This is a genomic window from Viridibacillus sp. NPDC096237 (assembly GCF_050278625.1).
Lineage (GTDB): Bacteria > Bacillota > Bacilli > Bacillales_A > Planococcaceae > Viridibacillus.
Map to the genome: position 1 here is coordinate 75,454 of NZ_JBNNTI010000007.1, position 18,080 is coordinate 93,533.

The 18,080-nt window shown below is 35.8% G+C and carries 19 protein-coding genes; 3 read left to right on the forward strand and 16 right to left on the reverse strand.

The genetic code is table 11. The features are described 5' to 3' along the window. From ACQKMD_RS06740 to ACQKMD_RS06770, 7 genes are all read right to left on the reverse strand, one after another. A partial coding sequence (locus ACQKMD_RS06740; RefSeq protein WP_427750560.1) for a hypothetical protein occupies positions 1-894 on the reverse strand: 894 nt, incomplete at its 3' end. A 176-nt stretch (positions 895-1,070) separates the two neighbouring features. Then, on the reverse strand, positions 1,071-1,676 hold the full coding sequence (gene ytpR / locus ACQKMD_RS06745) for a YtpR family tRNA-binding protein (protein ID WP_427750561.1): 606 nt from the start codon (positions 1,674-1,676) through the stop codon (positions 1,071-1,073). Beyond that, the gene (locus ACQKMD_RS06750; protein WP_427750562.1) at positions 1,673-2,488 is read right to left on the reverse strand and encodes a DUF1444 domain-containing protein; all 816 of its coding nucleotides are present in this window, start codon (positions 2,486-2,488) and stop codon (positions 1,673-1,675) included. Before ACQKMD_RS06750 ends, ytpR begins: the two co-directional genes overlap by 4 nt. 92 nt (positions 2,489-2,580) lie before the next feature. Next, positions 2,581-2,892 (reverse strand): thioredoxin family protein, encoded by a 312-nt coding sequence (locus ACQKMD_RS06755; protein WP_427750564.1) that lies wholly within the window; start codon positions 2,890-2,892, stop codon positions 2,581-2,583. 10 nt (positions 2,893-2,902) lie between these two features. Further along, positions 2,903-3,424, reverse strand: a complete 522-nt coding sequence (locus ACQKMD_RS06760) for a hypothetical protein (protein WP_427750566.1) — start codon at positions 3,422-3,424, stop codon at positions 2,903-2,905. A 103-nt stretch (positions 3,425-3,527) separates the two neighbouring features. Next, on the reverse strand, positions 3,528-4,046 hold the full coding sequence (locus tag ACQKMD_RS06765) for a DUF84 family protein (RefSeq protein WP_427750568.1): 519 nt from the start codon (positions 4,044-4,046) through the stop codon (positions 3,528-3,530). Positions 4,047-4,124: 78 nt separating this feature from the next. After that, positions 4,125-5,198, reverse strand: coding sequence for a M42 family metallopeptidase (locus ACQKMD_RS06770; protein WP_427750569.1), 1,074 nt, complete (start codon positions 5,196-5,198; stop codon positions 4,125-4,127). A 244-nt stretch (positions 5,199-5,442) separates the two neighbouring features. Here ACQKMD_RS06770 and ACQKMD_RS06775 point away from each other — a divergent pair, with 244 nt between their 5' ends. Beyond that, positions 5,443-5,757, forward strand: a complete 315-nt coding sequence (locus ACQKMD_RS06775) for a hypothetical protein (RefSeq protein ID WP_427750571.1) — start codon at positions 5,443-5,445, stop codon at positions 5,755-5,757. A gap of 188 nt (positions 5,758-5,945) precedes the next feature. On the opposite strand, the gene ACQKMD_RS06780 is transcribed toward ACQKMD_RS06775, so the two are convergent. The 7 genes from ACQKMD_RS06780 to pepV all read right to left on the reverse strand — a co-directional run bounded on the left by ACQKMD_RS06780 (position 5,946) and on the right by pepV (position 13,548). After that, complete coding sequence (locus ACQKMD_RS06780) at positions 5,946-6,824, reverse strand: YtnP family quorum-quenching lactonase (RefSeq protein WP_427750573.1); 879 nt, start codon at positions 6,822-6,824, stop codon at positions 5,946-5,948. A 188-nt stretch (positions 6,825-7,012) separates the two neighbouring features. Further along, positions 7,013-7,669 (reverse strand): tRNA (guanosine(46)-N7)-methyltransferase TrmB, encoded by a 657-nt coding sequence (trmB, locus tag ACQKMD_RS06785; RefSeq protein ID WP_427750575.1) that lies wholly within the window; start codon positions 7,667-7,669, stop codon positions 7,013-7,015. A gap of 66 nt (positions 7,670-7,735) precedes the next feature. After that, complete coding sequence (locus tag ACQKMD_RS06790) at positions 7,736-8,671, reverse strand: diacylglycerol/lipid kinase family protein (protein ID WP_427750577.1); 936 nt, start codon at positions 8,669-8,671, stop codon at positions 7,736-7,738. Then, positions 8,671-9,696, reverse strand: a complete 1,026-nt coding sequence (locus tag ACQKMD_RS06795; protein ID WP_427750578.1) for an NERD domain-containing protein — start codon at positions 9,694-9,696, stop codon at positions 8,671-8,673. The genes ACQKMD_RS06790 and ACQKMD_RS06795 overlap by 1 nt, the downstream gene beginning before the upstream one ends. 139 nt (positions 9,697-9,835) lie before the next feature. Then, positions 9,836-10,687, reverse strand: a complete 852-nt coding sequence (dat, locus tag ACQKMD_RS06800; RefSeq protein WP_427750579.1) for a D-amino-acid transaminase — start codon at positions 10,685-10,687, stop codon at positions 9,836-9,838. Between the two features lie 133 nt (positions 10,688-10,820). Then, positions 10,821-12,044, reverse strand: a complete 1,224-nt coding sequence (locus ACQKMD_RS06805) for a right-handed parallel beta-helix repeat-containing protein (protein WP_427750580.1) — start codon at positions 12,042-12,044, stop codon at positions 10,821-10,823. Between the two features lie 112 nt (positions 12,045-12,156). Then, positions 12,157-13,548 carry a dipeptidase PepV gene (gene pepV, locus ACQKMD_RS06810; RefSeq protein WP_427750582.1) on the reverse strand — a complete coding sequence of 464 codons (1,392 nt, stop codon included), beginning with the start codon at positions 13,546-13,548 and terminating at the stop codon, positions 12,157-12,159. A gap of 343 nt (positions 13,549-13,891) precedes the next feature. On the opposite strand from pepV, the gene ACQKMD_RS06815 reads away from it, so the two are divergent. Further along, entirely contained in the window at positions 13,892-14,113 is a 222-nt protein-coding gene (locus ACQKMD_RS06815; RefSeq protein ID WP_038187960.1) for a DeoR family transcriptional regulator, read from the forward strand. Between the two features lie 170 nt (positions 14,114-14,283). On the opposite strand, the gene ACQKMD_RS06820 is transcribed toward ACQKMD_RS06815, so the two are convergent. Continuing rightward, complete coding sequence (locus ACQKMD_RS06820; protein WP_427750584.1) at positions 14,284-14,991, reverse strand: pseudouridine synthase; 708 nt, start codon at positions 14,989-14,991, stop codon at positions 14,284-14,286. Between the two features lie 9 nt (positions 14,992-15,000). Then, positions 15,001-16,608, reverse strand: coding sequence for a putative polysaccharide biosynthesis protein (locus ACQKMD_RS06825; protein ID WP_427750585.1), 1,608 nt, complete (start codon positions 16,606-16,608; stop codon positions 15,001-15,003). A gap of 125 nt (positions 16,609-16,733) precedes the next feature. Here ACQKMD_RS06825 and ACQKMD_RS06830 point away from each other — a divergent pair, with 125 nt between their 5' ends. Next, on the forward strand, positions 16,734-17,996 hold the full coding sequence (locus tag ACQKMD_RS06830) for an NAD(P)/FAD-dependent oxidoreductase (protein ID WP_427750587.1): 1,263 nt from the start codon (positions 16,734-16,736) through the stop codon (positions 17,994-17,996). The last annotated feature ends 84 nt before the right edge of the window (positions 17,997-18,080 follow it).

Sequence of the window (18,080 nt, forward strand, 5' to 3'; positions counted from 1 at the left end):
TTCTGTCTCAACAATAGCTTGGACTTTATTCACTTCTGTTTCTACAACAGCTTTTGCTATTGAAGTAGGGTGAGATAGTGACTCCATTATTTCTGCAGAATTTTGTTGTGTTACTACTGAATTATCAACCAACTCATTTATCTCACTTGATACTTGGTTCGCTAACTGATTATGGACCGAGCGCCCAGGTGGCTTATGGAAACCGTAAACGGGTGACGGAACATTCGTAGGTTTGAATTTTTGCTTTTTCACTTGCTCTGGCACTGTAGTAGCTGCAGTTTGACTTTCACTCTCAATCGATCTACGGGTAGGCGAAGAACTTGGACGCTCCCTATAAGGAGCGGTTGTATCATAACTTGGCGTTGGGTTAAATGGATTAATACGCTCTTGCTTTTTTGGCACTTCGTTATAGCGATTCCTAGAGGTCGGTCTTTGTTGCTCACGCGTTTCGAAAAGAGTAGGCTCCTGAACTTGCTGTGCACCTTGGAATGGTGACCTTCTATTTGACGATGTTACCTGGTTATTAGTTGCTGGTTGGAAACGATCCTGTTGTTGCTTTTGTCGCTGTTTCTGCCATTGATTTTGTTGAAGTGGTTGCGCTTTGGGCCTAACTTGTTTATTGGATTGTGGTGGCACTTGCTTGCTCGGATTTTCTTTTTGTATCATTTGCGAGCGCTCAGCATCAGATATTAACGGGAAACGGAAAGCATCTCTTTTTCGTAAAAACGCAGGAATATGATCTTCTTGTTGTTTTGTTTCGAATTCATGTTCTATATATTCTTCTTCATATGTATCTTTTGTTTCTATTCTCTCATCATTAATTTTTTTTTCATTATCATATTCTTCGACTTCGTCACCCATAATACGAGCAACTACATTTTTAAACCATTTCATAAGAATCACTCTTTTCCAAATCGTTGCATTCATTTTATCAGTAATAACGCTGTGTATGCAATGAGAAGAGAAAGAATGCACTAGAAAATTACCATTTTTCTCAAATTTATTTCTTTTTTGTTACAAAATTAAAAATCGACATCCCTGTAATAAAGGGATGCCGATTTAACAAATATTTAAGCTTGGAAAGGGGTACCTGCAACTGCATCATTATCAAGTACTAAAATCCCTTTTACTTGCGGAGCGTTTGGTATTGCTAATTCGCGCGCTGAACAAATCATCCCTGAAGAAGGTACGCCACGTAGCTCAGCATCTTTAATTAACATACCTGAAGGCATAACTGCACCCACTTTTGCTACAACTACTTTTTGTCCTGCTTCAACGTTTGGAGCGCCACAAACTATTTGTAATGTTTCATCTCCAACATTTACTTTACAAATATTTAATTTATCTGCATTTGGGTGTTTTTCTTTTTCTTCTACTAAACCAACGACAAATTTTGGTGTTAGGTCAACATCTAAATCTACTATTGTACCATTTTTAGCGATAGCTGTATTAATTGCTGCTACTAGCTCTTCCGTAATTTCAACATTACCTTGCTGTTCAATTGGCATATATTCGCTTACATTAAAAAGGTTAAATCCTTTTATTTCGCCAGTAGATTCTTCTTTTAAGAGAACTAAATCTCCGTGTTTTTCTAAAATAGTTTTTACGATTGATTCTGTTGATAATTGAACGAGTAATACGTCTCCAACGTGTGCTTTGTTGTATGATACGATCATTTTTCCTCTTGCTCCTTTTTCACTCTGTTTTTAGCTAGTATAAAGATTGGCTCTAAATCGCCATCTTCATATATAAATGACAGCGATGTAATTGGCACTGTACCTACAGTAAAGAAATGCATCGTCATTTGCGCTAGTACATCATAACCTGCTTCATTACGAATATCACCTATGATTAACACATCTTGATGAGGTACTGACACTGTCATATCCCCTTCAATTTTACCATGCATTTCTTTTAAAAAGGCATCATTTAAAATACGGCTGGCATCATAACCATCATTTTCATTTAAAAAGTAGAAAACATTCTCCGCTACTACGTCTTTTTTCACTTTCGTATTCAGCTTTCTTATTTGAAAACGTGCAGCTTCTTTTAATTGATCTGCTGATATATGTAACTTGTCCAACATATCAACATCAACTAGGCGATATGTATTGCCAAGGTCAAGTGCATAGTAAATACGTGTTTCTGCTGTATGATCACTTGTAACGAAAGCATGCCCTTCTTTGGACTTTTTCGGAAAAGAGGTAGAACGAATGATTGGGAAGATATTATCTAAATTCTTAAATCCTTCTCCATGTTCTTTTTCCATCGCTGTAAATGTCTCTTTAATTGTGTAAATTACTTCATCAATTGCAAGTTCTTTTTTCGTTTCATATTTAGAAAGGATACCTGGTAATGATATGTCCATCCCTTTACCTAGCTCTTTATGATCCAACCTTACTTTGTTGTGTTTTTCATCAAATTGCCATTCAAAGTGAGTATCACTCAATCGTTCTTGTAGCTTTTTGATTAGCTCTTTAGATTTCAACTGCTTCAACTCCCATTTATTTTTACATAAACAAACGGTCCACTTTTTTGTGAACCGTATCAGATAGCTTTTCTTACACTATCATCTATATTTTATAATGACTCTAAAAACTCTTCAATTTCAACTTGTGTCTTCCGATCTTTGCTTACGAAACGACCACTTTCTTCACCATTCTCGAATGCGACGAAGCTAGGGATTCCGAATATATTTAAGTCTCCACATAAATCGATAAAATCATCACGATTAACTGATACAAATTGAATATCGTTAAATTTTTCTTCTATTTGTGGCATAAACGGATCGATAAAATGACAATCTGGGCACCAGCCTGCTGTAAATAGAAAAACTGTTTTCCCTTGTGCTTTTAAGTCTGAAAATTGTTCAATAGTTTGTAGAATTTGCATATTCTTAACCTCACTTATTAGTAAACTTCACTGAGCGAACAATTTGCATCATTTGCTCTATTAGTTCATCTATATTTTCACCATTTGTAATGGTCGTCAATTTAACACCACCATTACTTACAATGACCTCATACTGTTTGTCTGCTTTCTTTAATACACTTGCAAAGCCAAATTGATTCTTCTTCTTAAAGGTTTGTTCTTTTACTATTTTGGCTTTTTTATCAGCTTTCAAAGCATTATAAAATCTTTCACTATCATTACTTTCTTTTGGATTAATAAATAGAACAAATGCATTATCATCTTTTGACAATATGATATTCGTATCATCAGATGAAGTTTCTATAGTAAATTCGGAAGGTAGATAGAATTTGATTTTATTTGCTTCCACTGTGCTTTTCTCAGGTTTATTTTCAAATACACTTTCGGCATTCTCCATTCCCCGATCCATTTGTTCTTCAATAGTTTGTCCACAACCTACTAGACTTCCCAGTACAGAAATAATTAGTACCAATAAAATGGTGTATCTTGACATGCCATCCTCCATCTTTGCTTGAACTCCATTCTATTTTAAAGATGTTATAGAGTCCATGCAACTTTAGTGCTTTCCCTCTAAACTTCTAATAAAAAGGGGAAAGTCATGCTTTTTGGAAAAAGTATTGCCCAATTAACAATTTTATAACATGTTCAAACATTTCTTTTCTATCAATTAAGTCATGAGTGAAAATACCGATGGCTCCAGAATGTTGTCGGATATCATGTTGTTGTGTGAATTCATCCATAACTGGCCCAAGCTCTCTACCACTTTTCACCTTTTGCGCAACGGTTTCAGGTAGTGGAATTTGTGCTCCAGCCGCTGTTATGACATGGCCGTCTTTTAAAACGAGTGCTCCCCAATTACAAACATACATAATCCCATCAATTACTTTTACCCCACCTTCTAATCCAAATGAAAATTCTGCATTGGATACATTACGTGTATTTTTTGCGCGATTGATTGCGCCTTCCCTTGTTTCAGAATCTGACATGGGTTGTGCAGATACGCCAGATGCAACTGCAATATGTTGGAATTCTAATTCATCATCTATAAATTGTTTTACAACCGCTTCTACAGCACCTGTTTTTGCTTTATTTTCTGTTCCAATCGCTACTAACATTTTTCATACTCCTTCAGTAAATCATCTATGTATAGAAAAAGAGGGCCCTTGACGGAACCCCCTTACTAGTATAACAAATTAACCGTTTGCACGGATTGTTTCTAAAGTTGTACGGTCTGCATTTTTGACAAGCTTCACGATTAATTCCTTAGCTGCATCTAAATCATCTGTATGAATGATTGAAGCATGTGTATGAATATAGCGTGAACAAATACCAATAACAGAACTTGGTACACCATCATTAGAGATATGTACATTTCCAGCATCTGTACCACCTGGTGAGACGAAGTATTGATATGGAATATTATTAGATTCAGCTGTATCTAATATATATTCACGCATTCCTCTATGAGTAATCATTGTACGATCCAAAATACGAAGTAAAGGTCCTTTACCAAGTTGACCAAATTGTGTTTTATCACCTGAAGTATCATTAGCTGGGCTAGCATCTAATGCAAAGAAAAGGTCCGGTTTAATCATATTAGCTGATACTTTAGCTCCACGTAATCCAACCTCTTCCATCACATTTGCACCTGAATATAATGTATTCGGTAATTTTTCGTCCTTCAGTTCTTTTAATAATTCAATTGCCAGTCCACAGCCATAACGATTATCCCATGCTTTTGCCATTATTTTTTTCGGGTTTGCCATCGGTGTAAATGGACAAATCGGAATAATTGATTGTCCTGAAATGATGCCCATCTTTTCAGCATCCTCTTTATCATCAGCTCCAACATCAATCAACATATTGCTAATTTCCATTGGTTTTGACTGCATTTCAGGTGTTAATAAATGTTTTGGCACAGAAGCAATTACGCCTGGAATTGCACCGTTAGTTGCATACACTTCAACACGCTGCGCAAGCATAACTTGATTCCACCAACCACCAAGCGGTTGGAAACGGAGCATACCATTTTCAGTAATAGAAGTTACCATAAAAGCCACTTCATCCATATGGCCTGCAACTAGAATACGCGGGCCATTTTCATCACCTTTTTTTAGTCCGAAAATGCCACCTAAATTGTCTTGCACAATTTCATCCGCATACTTAGATAACTCCTGTCGCATAAAAGCGCGTACAGCACGTTCATCTCCCGGTGCACCCGGTAATTCAGTTAATGTTTTAAACATATCCAAAGTTTCTTGATTCAATTGAAAAGCCTCCCTTAGTAAGCCACTATATCTTTTATTTTATCCAAAAACTGCATTTATTACTAGCCCTTTATTTCGACACCCGAAATTTAGAGGCGCATGTTTTGTTCTTAGCGGTATCTTCATTTATTAATTTACTCCGAACTCGCATTAGCATTCCTAAAAGAATTAACCCTCACATTTTCAATCCATATAATGGATGTGGTACACTAGCTTCATATGAAATTTGGGGAGGCAATGATCTATGAAGTTACGTGATTTCCTATTTGGTGTTGCAACAGGACTTGCTGCAGCTTATGTAATTAAAGAAGCCAGTGAAAAAATTTATCCAAACAAACCAGCAAATTCAGTATTAACTGATATTAAAAACTTATTTAAACAAGAAGGACCTATCGATGGCTCATGGATATTCATGGAGCCAGAAGTTTTCAAAAAAGAAAACATTGAAATCCCTGTGTATAAAGGCGGTATTTCTCGCGTCCATAATGGTGAAACGCAAAGCTTCGAATTCGCTGCTGATGCGAAAACAGGCTCAATTGTTGACTTAGTGCGCGTCTAATCCATACTCTCTTCTAAAACTCCTCATGATTGAGGAGTTTTTTTCATTCATAAATTTATTCAAAAATGAAATGTAATTTGCCCTTCAACAATGGACTACACTCTACTATTTCATATAAAAAAGGTATCTCATGAGCCAAACCTTACAACTCAGAGATACCCTACTATTATAAATGCATAAGAAAATAATTATCCTTTAGGGACAGCTTCTTCTTTCATTTCTTCTCTTGTACGCTTCAATTCCCCTATTACTTCTTTACCAGTCTCGTTCCATTTAATTAAACGATAGTGTGCATCATGATAGAAGCTAAACCAATAACCATTTTCTAATGCTTCCTTCATTAACTTTTCTTTCGCGAAAACAGATGTCATTGGGTAATCATCATACGCAAGCACCCATAGCGGGTTTTGATGCGCATGTGTCGGCATAATGTCCGCCATATGTAGTATAGTCTCACCATTTTGTGTTAGTTTGATAATACTATGTCCATTACTATGCCCCCCTGTATGAATCATTTCAATACCAAGAAATACGTCTAATTTATCTGTGAATGGAGCTACTAAATGTTGCACTGGTTCCCAATTTTCTTTCCAATACGTATTAGCTGAACGAATATTGGGTTTGCGCATTTCATCCCACTCAACATGCGATACGAAGATTTTAGCATTTGGAAAAGTAGGTACAAGCTTGTCCTGTTCCCATTTAGTTAAGCCACAGGCATGGTCAAAATGTAAATGTGTCATTAGTATATAATCGATATCTTCAGATAGTAATCCCATTTCCACTAAACCATCATCGATAAATGATTGCTCTGTCACTCCGAAATTTCTTAACTGCTTTTCTGTAAACTTATTGTTTCCAACACCTGTATCAACTAACATATTCTTGCCTTGATACTGAATAAGAATTGGATCTGTCGGTAGTTCGATTTGGTTGTTTTCATTGACCGGATATTTGCGTGACCAAAGCGGTTTTGGCACTACTCCGAACATTGCTCCACCATCTAAAAAAGTGGTTCCCCCTTTGAGCCATGTTAATGTCATATCATGAAATTTATATTGATCCATTTTCTTTTCCCCCTTGGTTTGAATATTAGAATTATCCATTTCAACATTTAGATAAAAAATGAATACTACCACATATAAATTGTAACATTTCTAAAATGGTTGTTCTATTTTTTCTATCCTTTCCTTTTCCATTTTCACAAACAAAAAAGCAGTAGCTTTATATTAGCTACCGCAATTTCTAAAATCTATTATTTTTCCTCTGGTAATTGGAATTGTGCTTCTACACGATAAATAGGCTGACCTTTTGCAGAGAATTTCTCTTCGTATTCAGTCATAATATTATCTTCAGGCATTTCTTCGTGTAAGTCTAAAGAGACATAAACAAGTTTCATACCGTATTGTGACATGCTCACTAAAGAATATTCAAAAAGTCCACGGTTATCTGTTTTGAAGTGTACTTCACCAAAATCAGGTAAGATATTCTCATAAATGTTTAAGAAACCTTCGTGTGTTAACCTTCTTTTAGCATGACGTGTTTTTGGCCATGGATCAGAGAAATTTAAGTATAAGCGATCTACATCATTTTTCTCAAAAAACTTCTCTAAGTCCGAACCGTTAACTTTTAATAATCGTAAATTAGTTGGCTGACCTGCAGCTTGTACTTTTTCAACCGCCTTTACGATTACACTGTCAAAAAGTTCAATACCAATATAGTTAATCTCTGGATTAGCAAGCGCCATTCCAGTGATAAATTGACCTTTACCTGTTCCTACTTCAATATGCAATGGATTGTCGTTTTGGAATACTTCATTCCATTTACCTTTTTGTTCTTCAGGATTTTGAACGACGATGTCTGGGTGACTAGCGATAAATTCTTCAGCCCATGGTTTATGTCGAAGTCTCAATTGTTCTCCTCATTTCTGTTATTTCTACTGTTCAACTTCTCATTATTCAAGAAAGCTTTACATTCGTCAAGAAGACTTTCTTGCCAATCGCCACCCTTTATGGATTACCCCAAAGTGAATCGACTCGTTTTTCTTCGTCTTACCCGCAAATTCTCCATCTGTATGAGCAATAACCTCGTCACAAATTTTCACTTCAAATCTTTCACTTGCATACTGCTGGACTGCTTTTAAACGGGTATGTTTTCCAAAAAAGACCGTACTAAATAGGAACAATAATTTCAAACGTGAAATTTTATAAACAATGGTCAATTCAATATTGTGATCATTAGGGATTGAGCACGGGGAAATTTTCATTCCTCCGCCAAAGTATGGCTGATTACTTGCTACGACAAGCCATACTTTTTCAAAAACTTTTTCTTGCCCATTATGTACAACTTTAGCCGAAAACGTTTTAAAATTTATTAATGCCTTCAGTAAAAAATAAATATATGTCAGTTTCCCTAAACGCAGAATATTGAAGTATTGCTTAAGCTTCGACTCATTTGCCACTTTAGCTATATATGCATCAATGCCAATTCCTGCGTTATTGATATAATAATATGTATCACCATTGCTTTGCATAGTACCGATATCCATTAACATACCATTTCTATGTTGTTCGACAAATGCTTCGATTTCTGTCGCCGTTTTAAATGTCTCATATCCTCTTCCGAAGTCATTTCCAGAACCTGCACCAATTGCTCCAATCCATACTTCTTCACTCTCTAAAATACCCTGTACAACTTCATGAACCGTTCCATCTCCACCAATCGCAATTAATAAATACTTTTCAGATTGCTCTGTTGCTTTATTTGCGTAACGCTTTGCAATTTCTGTTGCATGACCCGGGTAAGCGGTAAACTCTAGTTGGTATGGTATTGTCAAAAACCCTTCAAGATATCTCCATTTCCTTTTTGCAGCACCATTTCCCGCTTTTTCATTCATAATAAAAACAACTTTCACTAATCCGTATCCTTGTCTTCGATCTTTGAATCCCAATTTGTACGATGGAATGATGTTGTTTGTACTGTATTTAATATAGATTGCGCTGCTTTAAATTGCATATGCTTCATAGGTGATGGGTTCTTTTTCAAAAGTGAAAACCATTCTGGAAATTTGCGTTTATCAATAAATTGAACACCATATGCAGAACCAGGATAATCGATAAAACCATTACGAGATAGGACAATTTTATGGATTGGTATATCAATTTGGTCTTGTGTAAACAAATGTTTTAATATGGATTCCATACGATTTAAGCTAATTAATGGGCTTAACACTTTTTTGTCTGTTGTACCTACCTTTTTCAACCAAAAGCGATCTCCGCTACCGATAAACGAAGCGCGATCTTCCTCCTCAAGTACTTGAATACAAAGACAATTTGTTGGTGTTAATAAAATAATCCCCATTTCAATTGGTGCTTTTTTCAATTGTAAAATTGGATAATAGAATAACAAGTAACTATCTGGAAGATTTTGCGTCAATGCTCTTAATAAAGAATCACGTTGATATCTTGGCTCAACATAAGATTTTTCTCTTAAAGTTGAACTAGCCCACCTTAATTGAAATTGAAATAGTTGATCAATATACATACGCTTTAACTCCTCAGCAGTTTGAGGTCTAAACAGTATATTTGGTTCAAAATCCAAAGTCATTATTTCTTCAGGAAATTCATCCTCATCTGTTACGCCTTGACGTAGAATTGCTTCACCTTGTAATTCGTCATTTTGCTCAAGCTCCTCTTGCTCAAAAGCTTCTTCTTTCTTTTTAAGTGAAAAAGAGAATACCTTTTTAAAAAAAGGATTGCGTTTCTTTTCTTCTAATTCTTCAGACTCATGTTCCCATTGCTCTATTTCAGCACCAGTTTCCCATTCCTTTTTCATACGCTCCCATTGAATTTGTTTTAATCTTACAAATTGCGATGGATAGCGTTTTAAATTAATTTGATAGCGTGAAATATAATCTTGTAGCTTAACTAATTGTGCCATTATAAGCATCCCTTCTAAAATAAATTCGTTCAAAAGTAGGGCTATTTCTACTGCATTATATTTTCATTCTACATGAGGTAATGGAAAAAAAATAGAGAAGGCATCGAATTTGCCTCCTCTATCGCTATATTCTGTAAAATTATAAGGATCCTAATTGCTGTACACGCGCATCAAAAGCAACTTGTAATTTCTTAGTCCATTCACCTGGTTTACCATTACCGATTATGTTGTCATCGACTTGAATAATAGGCGTTATTTCTGAACTTGTTGAGGACATGAAGAATTCATCCATGTCAATTGCTTGCTCTGTTGTGAAGGCTTCTTCTACAAAAGGTAGACCAATTTCCTCACAAAGTGACATAATAACTCTTCTTGTAATCCCATTCAAAATTAAGTTGTTAGTTGGATGTGTATAGATTACTCCATCTTTAATACCATACATATTTGATGAAGAGCCCTCAGTTACGATTTTACCACGATGTTGGATTGCTTCATAACAACCTGCTTTTTGAGCAGCTTCTTTTGCTAACACATTACCTAGTAAGTTTAAGCTTTTAATATCACAGCGTAACCAACGAATATCTTCTATAAATTTAGCTTTTACACCCTTTTCATACTTCTCAATTGAACGCTCGCCTTTCATTGTATAAGCGATGAAGACAGGTTCAACCGGAGTAACTGGGAATGCATGCGCACGTGGTGAAGAACCACGGGTAATTTGAAAATAGACATATCCATTATCAATTTCATTGTCTTCAATCAAATCATATAACATTTTATGAAGAACGTCCTTCGTATACGGAATCACTATACTAATTTTTTTAGCGCTTTCATAAAAGCGATCAATATGCTCAGTTACTGTGAACATTGAACCTTTATAAATTTTAATGACCTCATAAACACCGTCACCAAATTGATAGCCACGGTCTTCTACAGAAAGTTGGATTTCTTCCTCTTTTACTAAACGGTTATTCCAAAGCATCGTTTTCATTCAAGCATCTCCTCATGTTGTTTCTAAACAATTATTCTTAGTTATCTGCCTCATTTTTATCATAAACATCAAAAAAGCGCAATGAATAAATATACTTCATTGCACTTTTAGCGTCAAAAATAAATTGAATTTATTATTTTTTTATATATATTTTTTCAGGTTTCAAGTAATTTTTAAACTCTTCATTGGATATGCGGATAAAATCTTCTTTCATGTTATATCCCTTGTTCATAGCTAATGCTTTTTTATTCTTTTCACTTAAATCATTAAAAATAGGCTCATATTCTTCCCCTGGTCCATTATTCTGCCAAACGATAAATTGCATTGCACGACTGACGTTAGTGAATACATTATTTTGAAAAGTTGGATTTACTGCACCACTTGCTAAAATACCACGTAAATTCCCTTCATTTACATTTGTGATGGTATTATTTTCAATAACTGAATTTGACCAATTCATTACACGAATTGCATCTGCACGCATATTGGTAATTTCATTATTTCTAATAATAATACGATCATGGTATTTTCCACCTGAATATTTATGCGTTCCAATTGCTCGGTCAAGTAGATTAAATTTATTGTTTTCAATGACGACATTGAAATTTGGCTGAGCGTCAAATTTACTCCAGATTTGGCTCCAACCACTTGTTTTTGCATCTGGTGTATCAATGTTAATGGCTTCTTTATTATAGCCTAGATAGTTTCTAGAGCCGTCAAATGTACAGTTTTTCACAACTACATTTTTTGAAGCATCCATTTCAATAAAATGTCCTGAGTACATATTTAAAAAAGCAATATTATCTACAACTATGTTTTGGTTATGCCCCATAATAATGGCGATAGCAGCAAGATCAAAATCCATATCAATCGTTACTTCCCCATGGCCAATTAAAGAAATATTCTTTTCTCCTTTAAATTTGCCATATGCGTCATCTTCTTTTGCTTTCGATGGTCTTACAAATTGGAATACAGATTTGGATGGGCTCATGCTAGTGCCCGTATCTGTTGCTTTAATAATTTTTACACCATCTTCAAATTCAATTGTTACATTAGATGGTACATACAGTGCATTTGTAACTATATATGTACCTTCATTCAAAATCAGTGTACCGCCACCCGTATTTTCTAGTTTTTCAAGATATGAACGTAACATATAATATTGCATTGTTTCATTTGTATATGTTGAATAGTTCTTATAATTTTCATTGATTGGTTCTGATAAAGGGGTAACCGTGTAGACAGGCTTATCATCTTCACCTGTGGCATTTGCTGCATCTGTTGATATGTATACTAGTAGACTAAATAATAGAAATGTTGCTCCAAATAAAATACTTATTCTCTTAAAATTAAGCATTGATCTAAAATCTCCTTTATCTTGAGTATTATATAATTAACCCCCATCCAAAAATTAGAAAGGGGGTTAATAATTAGTGTACTATACTTTTCTACTTCAAAAAAGGTAAATCTTATTTAGTTGCAAGTTCGACAATGGCATCTGCATAAATGGCAGCAGCCTTTACTAAGTTTTCTACTACAACAAATTCATCTGCCTGGTGTGCGATATCAGGCTCGCCTGGGAACAACATACCAAACGCTACACCTGTTTTTAATTCCCGTGCGTAAGTACCCCCACCGATTGATAATAGCTCGGCTTTTTCTCCCGTATTACGCTCATAAACTTTAATTAGCTTCTGGATTAGCTCTTCTTTCTCCTCTACATAATGCGGCGCTGAATTTTCGACGATATCTAGAGCATATCCGATTTTAGCAAGATGTTGCTGAACTGCGGTTATTTTTTCATCATATGGATATGTCACAGAATAACGTAAACTTACTTGTACTTCTCCGCCTTTACCTGCTTCAAATGATACTACTCCTGCGTTAAGTGTAGTATCACCAGACATGTCATCATTGAAAGCTAGTCCTAAAGCATGTCCACGAGTTCCTTCACCAAATGCAGTAACTAAAAACTGTACAAATTCTTTTGACCCAGGAGTAGATAATTGTGTATTCAAAAAGGCTGCTAATTTTACTGCTGCATTCACACCATCATTTGGCTCCATTGCATGAGCAGACTTACCTTTAATCGAAACAGTAAATACATCAGACGCCTTTTCAATAGTACCTTGTAAGCTATTATTTTCTAAATATGCTTGGAATGATTCATCAATATTAGCAGATACAGTTTGAATTTTGGCTTCGGCAAAATCAGGCACCATATTCGTACGATGACCTGCTTTGAAAGAAATTAATTGTTCGTTTTCAGCCACTTTTTGCTGTTGGCTAAATACCAATACTGCAATTCCTTTTTCAGCATTAATAATTGGAAAATCCGCATCAGGTGCAAATCCTAATGTTGGCATTTCTTCTTTTTCAAAATAGCGATTTACACAACGGAATCCAGTCTCTTCATCAGAACCAATAATTAATCGTACTCTGCGATCTAATTGAATACCTGCATCCTTCACCATTTTCATAGCGAGCCAAGCAGCCATTGTTGGACCTTTATCATCAATTGCACCTCGTCCAAATAATTTGCCGTCCTCTACTACACCACCAAATGGAGGGTGTTGCCAATCACTACCTGCAGGCACAACATCAACATGACAAAGGATTCCGACTAATTCTTCACCTTGACCCATTTCAATATGCCCTGCCATATTATCGATATTTTTTGTCAATAACCCTTGCTCTTCACCTTTTTGTAATAACCATTCCATAGCTTTTAATGGACCTTCACCAAAAGGTGCATTTGCTGAAATTGTTGTTTCATCTAAAACGCTTTCAATTTGTACTAATTCCTGTAATTCTTTAATCAATTCGTCTTGTCTTGCATGAGCTTGTTTTAACCATTCCATATTCGTTCCTCCTTACACTTTTCATAAATCCATTTTACACGGTTACTTTCTTCGAAGATAGAAATAACATAGAGTTTACCAATACACGAACATTCTACCAATTCAACCATAAAATAATTCGCATATAACTATGAACATACTGTTACAACTTTGTAAATCCAAACAAAACGTTGGAAAAGTATTAGATTTTTCGTTATAATTGAATTGTCAGACAATCATATTCTGACGATCAACTAAGAGAAGGGGATGTCTAAGGCAAAAGAAAAAAAGCCTGAAATACCTCGCATATATTGTCGTCCGCTAGTCTTTGCCATGAGAATTAAGATGAAGGAGTGGTTCAACTTTGAAACCAACTACTGATCGGATGCTCAATCGTATTAAAGATGTGTATATGTACATTCTTAGCAATGGGACTGTAACTACACAAGATTTAGTCGATGAATTCGGCATCACTCCTCGCACCATTCAAAGAGATTTGAATGTGTTAGCCTTTAATGACTTGGTGGAAAGCCCAAGTCGAGGTAACTGGACAACGACGCGTAAAAAAGTGAAAATGACATCATAGAACCATTCGACGAGTTAGATCTCACGCTTTTCGTTGAACAAGACGTTACCATTTGCCTTTATTAGATTTATCATGCTGATTGCAAAAACGTCTTTTCAAATTTACTTTTAAACTCATAACATGTAAAAAGAAGAATGACCATGCTGCGTCGCTTGGTCATTCTTTTTGTTTTAAGATTTTAAACTATTCAATTCATCCTCAGTTAATTCACGATATTCACCAAGTTCTAATTGCTCATCTAATTTTAATAATCCCATCGATAAACGTTTCAAATACGTCACCTTTTTACCAACGGACTCAAACATACGCTTCACCTGATGGAACTTTCCTTCTGAAATCGTCAATTCTATTTCAGATGTAGGGCCTGCGTTTAAAATAACTAGTTCGCCAGGCTTTGTCATATAACCATCTTCTAGCACTACACCTCTTGAAAATGCTTCAATATCCGCTTCTGTTACTTCACCATCAATTTGCGCATAATATACTTTCGGAACATGCTTTTTCGGTGACAATAAGTTATGTGTTAATCCACCATCATTTGTGATCAACAGTAACCCTTCTGTATCTTTATCTAAACGTCCTACAGGGAACGGTTCAAAATGTGCGTGAAAAGGATCCAGTAAGTCAATAACGGTCTGATCGTGCAAGTCTTCTGTTGCTGAAATAACACCCGGTGGCTTATGCATCATCAAGTAAATGAATTCTTGATAATGCACTCGCTCACCTAGTACTGATACATTTTGTTTTACAGGGTCTACATGTTTCGAAACATCTTTTGCTACTTCTCCATCAACAGTTACTGCTTTCATTTTCAGTAACTGTTTTACTTCTTTACGAGAGCCGTAGCCCATATTGGATAATAATTTATCTAAGCGCATTTTTTCCTCCTACATTCCAAGCTTGCGTGAAATTCTTGTGATTCGTTCTCCTAATAATTTTTGGGCTAAGCCGATTCGTAGTGAAAGGAAAGCATAAACAACTCCCCCTACACATGAACAAATCACTACATTTATTAGCGCTAGCCCTTTAGAAGGATCTGGTACAATCAATGTTAACCCTTTATGCACGACAATAACAAATGCGGCCATAACAACAGTTAATACAATGATTAGTATTGAACGTCTAATGACCAGTTTTGATCTATAATCTAGCGCTTTTTTTAATACAAGCATATTAATTGTAATCGAAACCATATAACCAATCGCTGTTGCTAATATAGCACCTTTTGTTTGCATCGCTTCTATCAAAGGAATATTAATCGCCAGTTTAATCAAAATGCCTGTTAATAAGCTTAAAACAATCCATTTTTGATAATCAATGCCTTGTAGTAATGCCGCTGTTACTTGGAAGAACGCAAATAAAATGGCTACTGGTGCATAGGTGGCTAAAATACTCGCTCCTGCTGCACTATTTGAATAAAGCACATGGTACAAATCAGTAGATAAAAGTGAAATACCAACTACAGCTGGTAATGTAATAAACAATAATATTTGATATGTTTTATCCATTGCATTTATCAACGAACCATGTTCTTTTTTCGTGTAATATTGCGTAATCGTTGGTACTAAAGCCATTGAAAAACCTGTAGCAAGCATAACAGGAATAATGACAATTTTATGTGTATTGAAATTTAACATGCCCAGATAAATATCCGTTACTTTAGAAAGTCCAATATTCGCCATCGCTGTATTGAATGTCAGCATATCCACCAATTGGAACAGTGGATTAGCCACCCCCACGAAAACAAATGGAATGGAATAACGAATAACTTCTGAATAGATTTCTTTATATGATAACTTTCCTGAAGAAACACTTTGCGCAAGTTTCAAATCAAACTCCGGCTTCAATCGGTTCCAATAATAATAGAGAATCACTAATCCTCCAAGTGCTCCGATAAATGCTGAAAACACAGCAAATGACACAGCTGTCTCTGCTAAACCACCAAATACTTTTATTATTAAAAACGAACCAACTAATAGCGCTATAATACGCACAATTTGCTCGATTAATTGAGAAATAGCAGTTGGTTTCATATGGTCATAACCTTGGAAGAAACCACGTGCTAAACTCATAAATGGTACAACAATAAGCGCGAAACTAACCCATCGAATAACTGAAGCTATTTGAGCAACAGAAAAAATTTGCTCTTCATCTTTAATAACTAAATGTGCAATCGGCGTTGCCAGTAAATAAAGGATTAAAAATGATAAAAAACCAGTGATCGTCATAATAAGCAAACCAGACTTCACAAGTTTTCGTCCTGACTCATAATCACCTATACTATTGTATTTCGATACAAATTTTGAAACTGCAATTGGTGCGCCTGAAATCGCCACCGATAGCATTATCGTATATGGAATGTAGGCATACGAATATAACGCCACATTTTCTTGCCCTATAATGGCGTAAAACGGGAATATGTAGACGAGGCCAAGTACTTTCGATAAAAACATGCCAATAGTTAAAATGGCAGTGCCTTTCATTAATGATGACATACAACCCTTCCATTCTTCGTAAATCTAATGAACCTAAATGATAGTTTACAACTCAAAGAACAATTACTCAAATAGTTTATTTAAATCATGTATAATAAATAAAAAAAGAAAGTGAGTTCACATATATGTATGACGTCATAATAATCGGTGGGGGTCCCTCGGGCCTAATGGCCGCAATCGCTGCTGGCACTGAAAAAAAGAAAGTATTACTGCTTGAAAAGGGCACTAAATTAGGTAAGAAATTAGCTATCTCAGGTGGCGGTCGCTGTAATGTCACAAATCGTCTACCTGTCGAAGAAATCGTTAAACACATTCCAGGAAATGGTCGATTCTTATACAGTCCATTTACTGTTTATAACAACGAAGATATCATTGCCTTTTTTGAAGGCTTAGGCGTTGCTCTAAAAGAAGAAGACCATGGGCGTATGTTCCCTGTCTCCAATCGTGCCCAAGACGTTGTAGATGCCATGATAAACGAATTACATCGCTTAAAAGTAGATGTTCGATTAAGTACAACCGTTAGTAAATTATTAATGGATGACGACAAGATTCTAGGCGTACGCTTAGCAAATAGCGAAGAAATACGCTCAAATGCAGTCGTAGTCGCAGTGGGTGGTAAAGCAGTACCACAAACAGGCTCTACAGGAGATGGCTATCCTTGGGCTGAGAAGGCCGGTCATACTGTAACGGATCTCTATCCAACAGAAGTTCCCCTACTCTCTAACGAAAACTTCATCCGCCTTCGCGATCTACAAGGATTAGCACTACGTGATGTAGCTGTTTCCGTACTAAACAAAAAAGGTAAACCATTAATAACACACCAAATGGACATGCTTTTCACCCATTTTGGTTTAAGTGGACCTGCCATTCTACGCTGTAGCCAATTTGTCGTAAAAGAAATGAAGAAAAACGGTGGTAACCCAGTTACAATTCGCATCCAATCATTAATGGATTACAACGAAGAATCTGCATTCCAAATGCTCTTTAAATTGGCAAAAGATGAGCCGAAAAAAGCTTTAAAAAACGTTTGGAAAGGCAATGTACTTGAACGTTGGCTATTATTCTTACTTGAACGTGCTGGTCTTGATCCACAGTCTATAGGTGCTGATCTCGCTGCCGATAAAACACGTTTATTTGCAAAAGAATTGGTAGCATTTGAGATGACCGTTAATGGTACACAACCACTAGAAAAAGCTTTCGTTACTGGTGGTGGCGTTTCAGTAAAAGAAATAGAACCTAAAACAATGGCTTCTAAAAAGAAACCTGGGCTATTTTTTTGTGGTGAAATTTTAGATGTACATGGTTATACAGGTGGTTATAATATTACCTCTGCTCTAGTTACTGGGAGAATTGCAGGGATGAGCGCGGCTCAATCTGTTGAATCTTAATATCTCTTGTCTGTAGTTTTTGTGCTTAAACCTTTTTCAAAAAAAGAGTCCCTAAAATCTAATTTGATGGACTCTCTTTGTTTA